Origin of the sequence: Dyella silvatica (genome assembly GCF_026283955.1) — a bacterium.
Taxonomy (GTDB): domain Bacteria; phylum Pseudomonadota; class Gammaproteobacteria; order Xanthomonadales; family Rhodanobacteraceae; genus Dyella_C; species Dyella_C silvatica.
The window spans coordinates 1-15067 of record NZ_JAPDPE010000128.1 but is presented as its reverse complement, the minus strand read 5'-3'; the positions used below and the strand labels follow the sequence as shown (position 1 = coordinate 15067).

Genomic DNA, 15067 nt, shown 5'->3' with positions numbered 1-15067 from the left:
CGCTCTGACCCATGCGGCTGCAACCATCGCCTCGGAACAGCGCATTCGAGCAGCCGGAGTAGCCACGGTCAGGGCGGTGGGTTCGGTGGATTCGGTGGATTCGATGGGTTCGATGGGTTCGATGGGTTTGTTGGGCTTGCCGGGGGCGCCGCGGCAGCCGGCGCGGCCACGGTTACGCTAACCTCGTCGAAATTCGTCGTGTTACCGGCCCGCACGGTGACCGTGCCGGCGGTTGTCCCGGCGGTAAGCACGCCGCGGGGCGTGATCGTGCAACCGAGATCGGGGGAGTTAATACTGAATGTGGGTCTCGCTGACCGTCCTTCGACGTCGACCGTAATAGTCGACGTCGCCGGCCTGGGTGCTCTGGCGCGTGCGCCTCTTCCTCGCGGCGGTGGCGATGGCGATGGCGGCGTCACCGGGATGGACGTAGGAGAGGCGGCGCAACGGCGAAATACCGACGGCCCCGCGTAATCCTCGACAACCTCCTGGCTGATACCCGCGGCGTTGGCGCTGGTCACCGCTTGCAGCCTATTGCCGCGATCCTCGATGGCTCGGCGATGCGTCGTGGAAGCAACCGCCGCCGTGCTGAAGCTCTGGCTAGGAAAAGTCAGATTGTGGAAGTTCTGCGTCGCGGTCAATGCCTGCGGCAGCCCGGGGCTGGGCGACGGATGAGAGGCATTGGCAACAAAGGGACCGGCATCGATGGCGTTGATGCTCCAGCTCACATGATCCGAGTCGCCCATCATGCCGGAGCTACCCAGCGGCCAGCCGGCGGTGACCGAGTCGGGATCGTTAACCGTCACCACCACCGTGCCAAGCCCGCCGGTGAGGGTAAGCGTGGTGCCGCTGGCAGCCGGGAAGCGCTCGTTGACGCGGGCCCCCTCCAGCGCGGCCTGTCCGCCCGCTGGCGAGGAAAACGTGTGGGTAAAATTGCCACCGTAGAAGCCTCCCACGCCACGGGTGGACGACATGGTGCTGGTGATCCCCGATGGGATCGCAACGAAGTTGAACGGTGCGGTCGGCGGCGAGGCGGTGACCAGCCCCGGGGCGTTCTGGCGAGCCTCGACGTGGGCGCTGCCGCCGGTTTGAGCGGGGGCTACGGTGATTACGCCGGAATCGGGGTCGATCGTGGTCCCCGCTACGATCCTGGCGCGATCGCCCACGATCGAGAACGTCACACTCGGTGCATCCGCGGGAATCTTGCTGGCCGAGAAGGACAACCCGGCGATCGTCGGGACGGTCACCTTGCTTTGGTTGACCGTGACCCCGGCCAGAGGCGAGCCGCCGGCGGGCTGTCGAAAAAGCCCAGCCGGCGCGGCAGCTGGCGTGACGGCAGCGACGCGCCCTTCCGACACGGCCACCGCGTGCCGTTCGGCGACATCCGTCGGCGAGCTGATCCGCAGCTGGCCCGAGGGTATCGGCATGCCGGGCGCAGAACTTGCCGCGTGCGTCAGTTCATGGGCCAGCAATCGTCGGCCCGGTGCCGACGCCGGGTCGAAATGCCCCGGCGCAAAAACGATATGCCGCCCCACCGTGTAAGCATGTGCGGCGACCGCCTCGGCCGATGTCCCCGCGCGCCGGTCGGTATGAATACGCACGTCGGCAAAGTCATATCCCAACCGCGCTTCCATCTCACGCCGGTCATCGGCAGGTAACGGTCGGCCCTGGTCGCGCAGCACCTCATGCACGATCGCCGGCGCGATCGCTGGCCCCGATGCCGCCGCATGGCGATAAAGCACGCCTTCCGCGGCCCGGCTGCGCACCGGTATCTGACTGAAATCGAAGCCGGGACGGGCGGCGGCGAGCGTGTCGAAACTGTCGTCGAAGCGATCAAGATCGGTCTTCTGCCGTCGCTTTAGCGCGTGATTTCCTATCGCTCGTTGCGGGCTCGACCGCGCATTCGCGCCAGGCTCTTGCGCGACCTCGGCATGCATTTGAGCGGGCGCCTTCTTGGCGGCCGCTGGCGGTGGCGCAGCCTTGGGTTTGAGTGTGTGAGTTTGCATGATCATGCCCCCTGCTCGATCAACAGACGCCCACCACAGCGACTAAACCGAAACTCGTTCGCGCCCCACCCGCTCGCGACGGCACTGACATTCGCACGATCCAACGCTCACCCGCGCATCAGACCCTAAAAAATACGACGGCCTGCAACGGCACCTAGCTGCAGCAGGCCGCACTCGACACAATGGCATCCCCGGGCTGCCCCTAGGCCACCGGCTTGACCCGAAACGGCACCCAGCATGCTCGGCCGCCAGCCCCTGCGCAAGGTTTGTTTTCTACAGGCTGGCGCAGATACCCGACCCTGGCAAACCGGGTGCTCTACTGCCCAGTGAGCTGAGTCAGCCAATCCCGAAAGGCTGCGGCCGAGCTTGTATCGGCGCGGCGGGAAGGCGCTACCAGGTAGTAGCCACCGGGCGCAGGCATGGCCCACTTGCCGATACGTACGAGCACGCCAGCGGCGATCGCGTCAGCCACCAACACGCTGCGCGCAAGTGCAACCCCCTGCCCCGCCTCGGCGGCCTGAAGCAGCAGCGCCGAGTCGCTGAAAACAGGGCCAGCAGCCGCGTGCCCCAAGACCCATCCGACTTTGGCAGACCACTCACCCCACGACTGAAAATCATCCTGCAGCAGCTGGCAACGTTTCAGATCCGTCGAACGCCGCACCTTCATCTGCGCGAGATAAGCCGGCGATGCCACCGGGAAAATCTCTTCACCGAACAGTTTTTCGCTGCGCAGGCCAGGCCAACGGCCATGACCATAACGAATGCCCAGGTCGACTTCTTCGGCATCTAAATCGACCAGTGCCGAGGTGGCGCGAAGCCTGAAATCGATGCTTGCATGATGCTGCAGAAACCCGCCCAGGCGGGCCATCAGCCAACGGCTGGCCAGCGAGGGCGGCGCGGTTAGTGAAAGCTGGCTGGCATCACGCTGCCGCAGCGATGCACCAACCTCCGAAAGTTGCTGCAATACGCCGCGGACGACATCGAGAAGCCGCTCGCCCGCAGGCGTCAGTACGGCATCGTGACGATTGCGCTGAAAGAGTTTGGTCGCATAGAACGATTCGATCGCCTTGATCTGATGACTGACCGCACTGGCGGTGAGACAAAGCTCTTCCGCGGCCCTGGTGAAATTGCGCAAACGCCCGAGTGCCTCGAGCGTGCGCAAGGTATGCATCGGCGGTAACAGGTACCTCGCCGGCGCGTCGTTCATGGATCGCTCCGTGGATGAAACAGATTCATCGCTGCGTGAAAAATCATCACTTCACCGAGTGGCTCATGGCTTGAATACTAACCGGCAAATCCCCTGCGCTCGGCACAGTCCATGCGAACCCGGCCGTCGCTGCCATGGTTCCTAGCAAAGCGCCGACCGACTAACCCACTCGACCATAGGGCATTCATGAAAATCATCTCCAGGCTCTTATTGCTGCTGGCTCTCTGCGGTATCACCCATGCCGCTTCGGCAGGCAGGCTGGCCGAGAACTGGCAAGCAGTCGATGGCCTTCATCTCTTCTACCGCGAGGGTGGCGACCCGCGAGCACCAACCATCGTCTTCTTACACGGCAATCCATTGTCTTCGCTGATGTACGTCAAGGTGATGGAAACGCTTGTCGCCAAACAAGCGGTGCACGTCATTGCCGTCGACTATCCGTCATTCGGCTACTCCGATGCTCCCGATCACCGCAGCTATCGCTACAGCTTCGATCACCTGGCCGAAACGGTAAGGCATTTTCTACAGGCTCGTGGCATCCATCGCTATGCCTTGTACATGCAAGATTATGGTGTGCCGATTGGATTTCGCCTGATCAGCACCGATCCGCAGGCGATTACCGCAATCATGGTCCAGAACGGCGTGATTCACCTTGACGGGTTTCCCGCGGCGCAAGATCCGCAAGGCGAATTACGGCGGCACTGGGATGCACGCAACCCGTTGCTCGATCAACGCCGTACGGCTTATCTCCACGCCATCAAATATCCACAAGCCGCGGGATGGTCCGATGAAGACCATGCCGGCCCTGATGCCTTATTGCAGCTGATGGCATCGGAGCAACGCCCAGGGGTGATCGAGGCGCGCAACGACCTGTGGTTCGACTACGGCACGAATATCAAGCGCTATCCCACCTGGCAGGCAAACTTGCGCAAGATGCGCGTTCCGGTGCTGGTGCTATGGGGAAAGCGCGATGAGTTCTTCACGACGCCGGGGGCATATGCCTATCTGCGCGATGCACCGCAGGCAGAAGTGCATATTCTCGATGCAAGCCACTTCGCCACCCTGGATACGCCCGACCAGATCAGTGACCTGGTCGTTGATTTTCTGGCCAAGCATCAACCTGGGTTGAGCGCATCAAGCAGCGAGAAGATCCGTCCGTAAAGCCACCAGGCATGCTGAGGTTAGATATCTGCATAAAAGGCTTCGGGACAAACGGAAATATCGTCACCGGTGACACCTTCGCCTCGATCAATTGTGCCAACGACGCCGTGGCACTGGCCTCAGCCCCCGCTCTCACCCAGCACCACTGCCCCGGCATGTCCGCGTCAGCCCAACGCAGACATGCCGGGTTACCCAATGAATCAATGCAAATAAATAGTCGGCCCGAGGATGGCTGCAAACGCCAGCGTCACCAACACCCCCATCAGCATGAGACTGTAGCGGCGGCCAATGTAGAAATCGCTGGCGGGCAAATCGACGTGCCGGCAATACGCTACGTTGAACAAGCCAGCCATGCCGCCAAACGAAGACGCCACCGCCGAGGTCAAGGTGATCACCAGGCCATGCGGGTTGAACAGGCTGACCAGCAATGCAGCCGCGCCACCCACGACATAAACCGTCATCGCGATCTGCCGTTGAACCTGTCGCGATTGGTCGCTACCGCCGAGCATCGCCACAAGCATGCGGATACTTAAGCGAACCACGGTGATATACGCGTACAGACCGACCACGAACAAGCCTGCCCGCCACAGCCACGGCCAGGGCAGCGGGCCGATGCCGCCACCCACATCCGGTCCCCAGTCACCAAGATTGCTTACCCCCGAGTACATCCAATAGCCGGCCGCGACCATGCCTTTGACGGCAAACACGGTCCACAACAGCAGCCGCGGCCATGGCCGTCGCACCTTGCGCCATATCAGATAGGCCAGCAGCGCCAGCAAGACATCCACGCCGGTACCCGCCATCGCCACGATGCGCGTGGTCCATCCGCTCGTCTGCGAGCATTCGACATAGTACGCACCCAGCTCACTGGGTCGATGACCAGTAGCGATGCAGACCAATGCATGCCCCAGCAACTCATGAGCCATGGTGAACAAAGGCAGCAGTAACAGCACCAACCCCACCAACGTCCATGGGTCGACCCATGGCCGCGCATGCGTTTCGTTGTCAGCCATCACCTTCTCCCCTCAAGCGTAGCGGGATGGTCCGCCATCCACGCCGCGCACTCTAGTGTGAAAGCGGCGGCCATGGCGGTGACAACTGTCAGGGCATGGCGTGCGCGGCAGGCAGGCGACGAGTATTCGATGCTTGCAATGCCTGCCCTGGCTCAACAGCGGACACCGCCCATGCGCGGACGGGCCATCCATAGCGGCGGGCCTCGCCTTGACCAAAGCCCGCGCGCCACTGGCTGAGTGCCGATGTGGCCTGATCGCTACCGCTCAGATCCGTCCGCGATGAAGCCGATCCTTGCATGGCTGCCATCGCAAAACGGCTTGTTCTGGCTGCCGCCGCAACGACACAAAAACGCGCTGGTCAGCCGTGCCACCATGCGACCGGTGCCGCTGGTCATCTCAAGGTTGCCGCGTATCTTCAACGGGCCGTTGGTTTGCGGATCGATCTGCAGCGGACCATTACGCACGGCCAGGGCATCGGTCGATGTCCCGGTCGCCGGTTCGCCGCTGGCGCTAAAGCCGATGTCATGATGCGAGCCATCGCAAAACGGCTTGTTCTTCGATGCACCGCAGCGGCATAAGGTGGCGCGATAACCCGCCGGCACCCCGTTCAAATGCAGCTCGCCGCGAAACGCGTACGGGCCCGCCTCACGTGTAGCAAGCAGATTCACCGGCGGCGCGGACTCATTCGGACGGCCATCGCGCCGCTCATAGCGGATGGCGCCCGAGGGACAGGCATGGGCAATATCGGCCAGCCGCTCCACGTCCATCGTGTCGGGGTGAATCCACGGGCCCTGCACATTGGCCAGAAACACCGTGGGCGCGCCGGTGACGCAGAAGCGCGCGTGGATGCAGCGCTTCGCCTCGAACAGCAAGCTCAGTTTTTCGCCCTCGACCTGCTCGATGCCGTCGTGCATGGATGTCGGCGGCGCGGAAGTCGCCGGCAACGACGCCGACGCCGGCAATACGACTGGCGCCACCGGCTTGGAAAGATCGAACCCCTGCAATGCCTGTTGCGCCAAGCGGGAGAAGATCGAGGCGGCGGCGGCCGTGCGCGCATCGCCGGCTTCGTTCAAGCGTACTGCCGCATCCGCCAACTGCTGGATGCGCTCGCAAAAAAAGCGCCGTGCGCTCGGCCCCGGCGGCAACGCAGCGCTGTCGCGCAAAGTAATAAACGTCACCCCGGCATGGCAGTGCGGGTTCGACGGGCCAGCCGGCAAGCGCGCCGCACGCTCGGCCAGCGGTACCAGCGCGTGCATCAAGCCAATCGACAGATCCAGCGTCAACATCTTGTCCGGATCTTGAGTGGGCAGGGCGTACGTGTAGGCAAGCAAACGCTGCATGAGGCCATACGCGCTGTTGGCCAGGTCCACCGTGGCAATCGCCTTGGCGTCTTCGATCCACACCCGGCCTTCCGGACGTGGCGGGCGTCGCAGTACGGGATTGGTCGCCGCCGGAAACGCCGGTGCAAAAGACGGATCGGCCGCCAGCAAGGCCTCGTATTCCGCGCGTATGCCGGCGAATTTCTGATAGTGCGAATCTTCGGTGTTCTGCTGTGCGCCCTCGCCCTGGGTGATGATGGCGTCGAAGGCCAGCAGCGCCGTCTTCAAGCAAATCACCCGCTTGCTGCCGGGCAGCGATACCTCGGCTTCGGACAGCTGCAACGCCGGGTCGCCGCACAAGGCGCCCGCCTCGCCGTGCGTGTCGGCCAGTTTGCGCAGGCCTTCGCCGAGCTTTTCGTAGAACGCGCCAACGGTGTCGTAATCCAGCCCCATCGGCGTGAGGCGAGGACCATCGACGCTGCGCACAAAGGCGCGCTCGGGCGCAAAGCCTTCACCCTCCGGCTCGTCAGAGCCGGCCGGGCGCTCCAGATAAATAAAATGCTGCAGCGTTGCCGCAGTGAAAGGTGCCAGCTTGACCACCACGCCGGCCGGCAAGTAACCCGGATCAAGCGGAAAATTCGACCGCCCCACCCGCGGTGCGCCACCCAGCGCCGTGGTGATGTTCCACACCGAGGTGAGATGCCCCATCTCTTCGGTAGCGATCTGCATGATGATGCGCCGCCAGCGTGTCACCGCGTCGAGTTGCTCGGCGCTCAGCCCCTCATCGATGGAGGTCTTCAACGAAAAGGCGGCATACAGGTAAGTGCACATAAGGCAGTGCTCGAGCTCCGCCGCCTCGTACAGAGCATGCAGCGCCTGCTCACGACTTAGCGTGGAATCGATCGGGTCATAGCTGGCCATGGCTGGCTCCCAGATGGATGTGGCGTAAAAAACGCAAAGGGTACGCCGTCTCAACCAGATAATCGCGTGCAGTGCTTCGACGTGAGAACGGCATTCGCCCTGGCTACACGGCGCTTACGTTCAAGCACGCGGCGGCTCGCCATAGCTAAAGGATTGGTACGGGCCGTCGTCGGCAAACGCCATGAGCTCTTGCCTGGTCATTTGAAAATGCCAGGGCGGCAGGCCGCCGGTGTCGGGCGACGCCGCGGCTATCGCCGTGCCGCCCCGAGCCATGGACAGGGCCCAGCCCAGCCGCTTGAGTAGCCGCGGCATCGCCCTCTTCTTAAAGAACGAAACGGCGCAAATGTTCGATGCGCTCGGCCAGGCCGTCTGCGCCCAGATAGTGCCCGAGCTTGCCCGTCTGGACCTTGCATAGATCGGCTTCGTAGCGTTCGCGCATGGCCTGGCTGGCCGCCGCGTAGTCAGCCGATACGTCATCGTGGCAGGCCCTGGCGATCAGTCGCGCACTGTCCGCCGAACCGCAAGCCACACAGCGCGCTATGGCCATGGCATCCGCTTGCGCTCCGTGATGCAACAACCGCGCAACGAGTGGCGCGGGGATGGCGCGGTTAATTTGCTGCAAGGCTGACGCCGGTACGACCGCGCCCGCCGTCATCAGCGCATCCACCGCCGCAAACGCGTGACTGATCAGCGCATCGTCGATGGGTTTGGCCCTGCCACGCAACGCTTGATCGAATCGAACCCCGGCCGCGGCCAGTTGCCCGATAAGCGTCGCGTCATCGGTGGCAATCGCATAACGTATCGCTCGATTCATGGCACGCGGGGCATCGCCCCATGTGCCGCTCTCAAGCAAGGGGCGCCAGTCCACAAAAGCACGCCGGTAGAACGCGATCAATTGATCGGCGAGTGCCTGCCCAAGCCCATGCTCCGCGATGCGCTCATCCAGATACTCAAGCAAGTCTATGCCAGCGTAGTAGTTACCCCTCGACAGCAACGGATCTTCATCGAGCGTCAGCGCGGCAAAGGCTGCGCGCACATTCGGCGCCAGGGTGGCCATACCGTCTTGCTGCATGCCATGCCTTTTTTCCATGCGATGACCTGGCCATAATCAGGGCCGGGGTTGATCTCGACGTAGATCCGGTCGCAATACTCGAAACCACCAAAAGGCAGGTAGTCCAGCTTGCCGCTCCAATGGCTGCCATGGGTTTCGGCGGCGGCTTCGGTGATCTCCTGCTCGTGCTCGATCCATCCTTGCAGATCGTTGTAGCGCCGGCTGCCATCGAAAAACAATTCGCACCAGCTGATGGCCTCCTCGCAGCCATCGATCGACAGGCTGAGGTCATAGTCCATCCGGCCGCCCGCGGTGATTCGCCATAGCTCAAGCAGGCCTGGCGGCAATGGCCCCGAGCAAAGCGCCTGGATCTCGGCGATACGCGCCTCGGCCAGCGGCGGTTGCGCCTCGTAAATTACCCGCTCGGCGAAAATCACGATGCCGTGCTCGCGCAGCAGATCCAGTTCGTCACGGGTAAAACTATCGCTCATTGAAGATCCTCCATGGACCAGCAAGTCTAGCGCGACGTCAGAACAGCCTAAGCCATGCCCTTCACCCCCTAGGCGGCGATCTCTTGCATCCGCTGCACCAGTTCGGCTTCACCGCGGGACAAACCGCAACGGGCGATCAGCTCTTCCACGCCGGCACCTTGCCGGGCCAATTGCTGGGCCAGCCCGAAGCTGTCGGACACCGCCACCGGTGCCGGCCGCGCGCGCGGCAGTTCGAGCTGCAACTGCAGGGATTCGAGCTTGCGCTCCATGCGTGCCTGGGCGATCACCAGCATCGACGTCGGCACATCGCCGGTCGAGGCCAGCAGCCACTGATGCAATTGCATACGCTGCAAACGCAGCTGACGCCATACGACGAATAACATCACGCCCTGGACCACCGCCAGCAGCGTCAGCACCATCACGCCAATCTCAATCTGCATCTGCAACCTCTCCTGATAAACGACACAGCTTGCCGACATCCAGCAGTGCCACGAAACCCTGTTTCCATGCGACCACGCCACGCACCGGATCACTCGCCCTGAGCGCACGCCCCGACGGCGGCGCACTGATCTCGGACTCATTCACCGATAGCAGCCCATCCACGGTATCGACACGCAAACCCACCGGCTCGGCGTGTTGCCCCTGCATCAACTGACTCAGCACCACGATATGCGCCTGCGCCTGGGCCGCCCTGGCCACGGGCGCCAGACCCAGGCGACGGCAACCGTCGAGCACCGGCACGATCTGTCCGCGCAGCTGACGAATGCCAAGCACCTCGCCTGCCGCCCCAGGCACCGGCGTCAGCACCCCTTCGCGAATGATTTCACTCACATGAGTCAGCGGTGTTGCATAGGCTTGACCGGCGAGTTGAAAAACCAGCCACTGACTGAGCGCCACGGCGGCGGTGGCCGCCGCGCTCATGCGCCGGCTCCGTGAGTGGATGGGGTTGCCGCTGGCTTGACGCTGCTTGTCATCCCTTGACCTCGGGTACGGGAACGCTGGTGGCAACCACGCGGACGGTGGCTTGCACGGGCGGCGCAGCGGCTTTGGCCGCAGCCGTCTCGGGCGGATTCGCTTCGCTCGCCGGCGATACGGCGCTGCCGCCGATCGGCGCGGCCACCGGGGCGTCGGCGCTGACGCCTGGGGCCAGCGTCGGCTCGACCTCGGCCAATGGATGATTGGCGTCGCTGTAGAAACGCACCGGCGCGCTGCGGTCGCTCAACACCACCACTAGCACGCGGCGATTGCGGTTGCGCCCCTCTTCGCTGAGGTTATCGGCTGCCGGGCGGATTTCTCCCCAGCCGATGATGCCAAGCCGGGACGGGTCGATACCTTGCTCGACAAATAATCGCGCCACGCTGGCCGCCCGCGCGGCGGACAGTTCCCAGTTGGATGGAAAGACCGCCGTATTGATCGGCTTGTCGTCGGTATAGCCCTCGACCCGCAGCGGGTTGGGAAACGGCGCCAGAATCGAGGCGATGTGATTGAGCACGTCGTCAGCCGGTGCCGACAGCCGGGCCACGCCGCTGGGAAACAGAATATCGGTGCGGATTTCGATTTCCAGCCAGGTCTTGGTCCGCCGTACCACTACCAGGTCTTTGTCGATCAGCGGCTGCAGCGCGCGCCGCACCTGATCCTGGATACGTTCCAGGTTTTCCTGCTCGCTGCTTTGGCGTTTCTGCGCGCCGTTCTGCATCGATGATGTGGCCAGGTTGCGCGAGGGCAACGGCGGCGCGATGCGTGGCAGCACCGAGTTCTGCGCCTGGCTGTTTTTGCGATCGGCCGGCACCGGCGCCACCGGGGCGACGTTGCTGCTGTGGACAGGATCCAGTCGGCGGCTGGTGCCGTTGAAGGCTTCGATGATCGACTGCGACATCACCCGGTACTTGCCCTCGTTGACCACCGAGACGGCATACATCACCACAAAAAAGGCCAGCAGCAAGGTCATCAAGTCGGCATAGGGAATCGCCCACGCCTCGTGATTGACGTGCTCCTCGTGATGCTTGCGGCGGCTCATGGCTGCGCCCTCATGACAGATAGCCCTGCAACTTCGCCTCGATCTGCCGCGGGTTGTCGCCTTGAGCGATCGACACCAGCCCTTCGATCAGGATTTCGCGCATGCGCGACTGCTTGGTGATCAGGCCCTTTAGCCGCGAAGCCATCGGCAGCATCAACAGATTGGCCAACGCCACGCCGTAAATCGTCGCCACAAACGCGGCGGCGATACCGTGGCCGAGCTTGCTCGGATCGGCCAGGTTCTGCATGACCGCCATCAAGCCCATCACCGCACCGATAATGCCCATGGTGGGCGAGTAGATGCCGGCGTTTTCGTACACCTTGGCCGCGGCCAGATCGATTTGCTCGCGCGTATCCAGCTCAACTTCGAGCACGCTGCGGATCGATTCCGGCTCGCTGCCATCGACCAGCAATTGCAAGCCTTTGCGGGTAAAGCTGTCGGCTTCCGCATCGATCTGCGGCTCCAGTCCGAGCAAGCCCTGGCGGCGCGATATTTCGCTCCAGCCGACCACCCGGCTGACCAGGTCGTCCGGCTGATGTTTCGGCGGCTTGTAAATCAGCTTGCCCATGCTCATCGCGCGCTTGAGCACCTGGCCCTGGTTCTGCACCATCACCGCGGCGATGGTGCCGAGAAACACGATGACGCACGCCGCGGGATTCCACAGCGCACCAATGCTGGAGCCCTTGAGAATGGTGCCGACGATGATGACCACAAAGGCCAGGATCGTCCCGATAAGGCTAACCAGATCCATGTCAGTAACTACCCATGTCAAACAACCGCTCGTGCTGTGAGTAATAAATCGCTGCTTTCGTCAGCCAGGCTGGCCAGATCCAGCACCAGGGCCAGGCGGCCATCGCCGGTGACGGTGGCGCCGGCCACGCCTGGCACACCGATAAAGAGCGAGCCCAAGGGCTTGACCATCACGTCTTCGCGTCCGATCACCGCATGCACCAGACAACCCAGGCGTTGATGGCCAATATGCAAAACCACCACTTGCCGCGGCGCCTTGGCGGCGCTCACCCCGGCCCAACCGGTCAAATCGCCCAGCGGCAGGGCACGGCCGCGATGCGAGGCCACCCGGCGGCCATCCAGCCATTGATCCTGCCCGGCCGCCAGTTCGAAAACCTCTTCGACATTGCTCAACGGCAAGGCAAACAAGCGATCGGCCACGCCAACCATCAACACGCGTTGAATCGCCAGCGTCAGCGGCACCGCGAGTTCGAGTTCACTGCCCTGGCCCAGGCGCGAGCGCACCTGCAAGGTGCCGCCCAGTTCGATCACCCGCGTCTTGACCACGTCCATACCGACGCCGCGGCCAGAGATATCCGACACCGCGCTTGCCGTACTAAAACCGGGACGGAAGATCAGCTCCAGCGATTCGCTTTCGCTCAGCCGCGCGGCCTGCGCTTCGTCGATCACGCCTTTCTCGACCGCCTTGCGGCGCAAAACGTCGGGATTCATGCCGCGGCCATCGTCGCTCACCACGATGACAATGCGTTCGCCACGCTGGCTGGCCGCCAGCCGCACGGTGCCTTTGCGTGGCTTGCCGGCATGTTCGCGTTCGTCGGGCCCTTCCAGGCCGTGGTCCACCGCGTTGCGCAGCAAATGCACCAATGGATCGGCCAGTGCCTCGACCAGGCTGCGATCCAGATCGGTCTCCTCACCCTCGGTGACCAGCTCGATCTCTTTGCCGAGCTGACGCGCCAGATCGCGCACGATGCGCGGGAAGCGCTGAAACAAACGCCCCACCGGCTGCATCCGCATACCGATGACGCTGCCTTGCAATTCGTCGGCGACGCGGTCGAGGTCGGCAGCCGCCGTCGTCAACGATTCGTCGTCATTGCGTGCCGCCAGACTCAACAAGCGATTGCGCACCAGCACCAGCTCACCGGCGTGATTGACCAGGCCGTCGAGCCGACCGGTATCCACGCGCACGGTGGATTCGGCGGTACTGCTGCGCACCGGTGCATGGCCGGGTTCTGCGGCAACCGGGGCGGCGGCGGGAACGGGCAATGGCATCGGTGCCGGCGGTGTCTCCTGATGGCCGGGATGCCCACCCTTGCCATGCAGGTTATCCAGCAGCGCCTCGAACTCGTCGTCGCTGATGGTGTTGTCGCTGGCCGTCTCGATGGCCTTGCCCGGGGCGCCGCTGCTGCCGTAAAGGCTATCCAGCAAGGCTTCGAATTCGCTGTCGTCGATGGTCGAAGCTGCGTTTTCGATCACCACCGGAGCTGCCATCACCGCCACCGGCTTGGCCGGCGTCAGGCGCAAGCGTTGCAGCAGCGCATCCGATGGCGCAGGCAGCGTGCCGCCTTCGCTCATCGCATCCATCTGTGCATTAAGCAGGTCGAGCGACTCCAGCAAAGCATCCATCTGCGTGGCATCGAGCACGACCACGCCATTACGCGCATCGTTGAGCAGATCTTCGGCCTGATGGCAAAGCTGCACCATCGAATCGATCGCCAAAAAGCCCGCGCCGCCCTTAATCGTATGGAAGGCACGAAACACCGCATTGAGTAAATCGCTGTCGCGCGGCGCGATTTCCAACTGCACCAGTTGCTCGTCCAGCCGCTGCAACAGCTCCCTGGCCTCGACCAGGAAGTCGTCGCGTAGCTCGCTGTCTAGTGCGGGATTCATGAGGCGTTTGTTCCTTCCTGGTTTTTCATCTCTGGTCACTCCGGCGTGAACCAGAAGGGCAACGTTTCTTTTGTTGACTCCCTCCCCTGTTTACAGGGGAGGGTTGGGGAGGGGTTCAAGCTTGCGACAAACTCTTAACCCCCTCCCAACCTCCCCCTGCAAGCAGGGGGAGGGGCTATGGCTATCTCGACGAAGCCAGATTTCATCGTCAAAAACCGAACTCACTCAACAACCGATCCACTTCGTCCTGATTGGTCACCTTGGCGGCCGCCACCGGCGCCTCGCCGCCAGCCACTGCGCCGGTCAGGCGAACCAATTCCAGCAAGGAGGATTCGACGCTGCCGATAAAAGTGGCGACCTTCTTGATGCGCTGGCCGGACAAGTCTTGCCATGATTGCGCCAGCACCATGTCGGCCAGGCCATCGCGGCAACTGCCGGCAAATTCGCGTGCCTGCTGCGCCAATACCGTAGCCGCCGGGCTGCTGTCGCCCAGGGCCAGCAGCGCATCGGCATGCTGCTCCAGGGTGTCGGCCTGCGGCCGCATGCGCTCGGTGAAATCCAGGCTGCGATGCGCGGCTTGCGCACTCATTTCCAGTACATCGTGCAGATGCTTGCGCGCATCGGCCACGCTGTCGGGCACGCCTTCTTGTGCCAGCTCACCGCCTAGCCGCTGTACCGCCACATGTAAATCGCGCGCCAATAGACCAAGCGCGCGGAACAGATGCTGCTCGCGTTCGCGCACCAGCGTATCCAGCGCCTGCTCGAACGCGGCGCCGTCAGCGCTATGCAGCAGCTGCTGTAATTCGGGCGGCAGGCTTCCACCTGAAAGCGCCGTGCTGCCCAGCATATGTCCACCCACTACCGGCATGCTCGCACTCATTACGCTGCTCCCTGGGCGGCAAGCCGCTCGAAAATCTTGTCCAGCTTTTCCTTCAGCGTGACCGCGGTGAAGGGCTTGACGACATAGCCGTTCACGCCGGCCTGCGCGGCGGAAATGATTTGTTCGCGGTTATTTTCGGCGGTGACCATCAACACCGGCAGCGCCTTCAGCGCAGGCTCGCCGCGAATCGCACGCAGCAACTCGATGCCAGTCATGTTGGGCATGTTCCAATCGGTAACCACCATGTCGAATGGCTGCGCGCGCAGCATCGCCAGGGCGTTGTCGCCGTCTTCGGCCTCCTGGATCAGCGTGTTGCTGAAACCCAGCTCAACCAGCAGGTTTCGCACAATCCGCCGCATGGTGGAGAAGT

15 protein-coding genes are annotated in these 15067 nt (G+C 63.1%); 1 reads left to right on the top strand and 14 read right to left on the bottom strand.

Features of this window, described 5'->3' with window-relative positions; genetic code table 11:
- Positions 1–68 precede the first annotated feature (68 nt).
- Entirely contained in the window at positions 69–2003 is a 1935-nt protein-coding gene (locus OUZ52_RS19425) for an eCIS core domain-containing protein (protein ID WP_266160199.1), read from the bottom strand.
- Between the two features lie 316 nt (positions 2004–2319).
- Positions 2320–3210 (bottom strand): LysR substrate-binding domain-containing protein, encoded by an 891-nt coding sequence (locus tag OUZ52_RS19420; RefSeq protein ID WP_266160198.1) that lies wholly within the window; start codon positions 3208–3210, stop codon positions 2320–2322.
- 186 nt (positions 3211–3396) lie between these two features.
- On the opposite strand from OUZ52_RS19420, the gene OUZ52_RS19415 reads away from it, so the two are divergent.
- Complete coding sequence (locus OUZ52_RS19415; RefSeq protein WP_266160197.1) at positions 3397–4368, top strand: alpha/beta fold hydrolase; 972 nt, start codon at positions 3397–3399, stop codon at positions 4366–4368.
- 200 nt (positions 4369–4568) lie between these two features.
- Here OUZ52_RS19415 and OUZ52_RS19410 read toward each other — a convergent pair whose 3' ends face one another.
- From OUZ52_RS19410 to OUZ52_RS19355, 12 genes are all read right to left on the bottom strand, one after another.
- Entirely contained in the window at positions 4569–5381 is an 813-nt protein-coding gene (locus OUZ52_RS19410) for a hypothetical protein (protein ID WP_266160195.1), read from the bottom strand.
- Positions 5382–5638: 257 nt separating this feature from the next.
- The gene (locus OUZ52_RS19405) at positions 5639–7621 is read right to left on the bottom strand and encodes a ferritin-like domain-containing protein (RefSeq protein ID WP_266160194.1); all 1983 of its coding nucleotides are present in this window, start codon (positions 7619–7621) and stop codon (positions 5639–5641) included.
- Positions 7622–7741: 120 nt separating this feature from the next.
- Positions 7742–7933 carry a hypothetical protein gene (locus OUZ52_RS19400; protein ID WP_266160193.1) on the bottom strand — a complete coding sequence of 64 codons (192 nt, stop codon included), beginning with the start codon at positions 7931–7933 and terminating at the stop codon, positions 7742–7744.
- A 10-nt stretch (positions 7934–7943) separates the two neighbouring features.
- The gene (locus OUZ52_RS19395) at positions 7944–8693 is read right to left on the bottom strand and encodes a hypothetical protein (protein ID WP_266160192.1); all 750 of its coding nucleotides are present in this window, start codon (positions 8691–8693) and stop codon (positions 7944–7946) included.
- Positions 8633–9163, bottom strand: a complete 531-nt coding sequence (locus OUZ52_RS19390) for an SMI1/KNR4 family protein (RefSeq protein WP_266160191.1) — start codon at positions 9161–9163, stop codon at positions 8633–8635. Before OUZ52_RS19390 ends, OUZ52_RS19395 begins: the two co-directional genes overlap by 61 nt.
- Positions 9164–9231: 68 nt before the next feature.
- A complete protein-coding gene (locus tag OUZ52_RS19385; protein WP_266160188.1) occupies positions 9232–9603 on the bottom strand; it encodes a DUF2802 domain-containing protein in 372 nt (123 codons plus the stop codon).
- Positions 9593–10084 carry a chemotaxis protein CheW gene (locus OUZ52_RS19380; RefSeq protein WP_266160186.1) on the bottom strand — a complete coding sequence of 164 codons (492 nt, stop codon included), beginning with the start codon at positions 10082–10084 and terminating at the stop codon, positions 9593–9595. The genes OUZ52_RS19385 and OUZ52_RS19380 overlap by 11 nt, the downstream gene beginning before the upstream one ends.
- Before the next feature lie 49 nt (positions 10085–10133).
- A complete protein-coding gene (gene motD, locus OUZ52_RS19375) occupies positions 10134–11180 on the bottom strand; it encodes a flagellar motor protein MotD (RefSeq protein WP_266160184.1) in 1047 nt (348 codons plus the stop codon).
- Positions 11181–11190: 10 nt separating this feature from the next.
- Complete coding sequence (locus tag OUZ52_RS19370) at positions 11191–11931, bottom strand: flagellar motor protein (protein WP_266160183.1); 741 nt, start codon at positions 11929–11931, stop codon at positions 11191–11193.
- A gap of 17 nt (positions 11932–11948) precedes the next feature.
- On the bottom strand, positions 11949–13817 hold the full coding sequence (locus OUZ52_RS19365; RefSeq protein ID WP_266160182.1) for a chemotaxis protein CheA: 1869 nt from the start codon (positions 13815–13817) through the stop codon (positions 11949–11951).
- A 208-nt stretch (positions 13818–14025) separates the two neighbouring features.
- The gene (locus OUZ52_RS19360) at positions 14026–14697 is read right to left on the bottom strand and encodes a protein phosphatase CheZ (protein WP_266160181.1); all 672 of its coding nucleotides are present in this window, start codon (positions 14695–14697) and stop codon (positions 14026–14028) included.
- Positions 14697–15067: response regulator (locus OUZ52_RS19355; RefSeq protein ID WP_266160180.1), on the bottom strand; the 371-nt coding region annotated here is incomplete at its 5' end. The genes OUZ52_RS19355 and OUZ52_RS19360, both read right to left, overlap by 1 nt.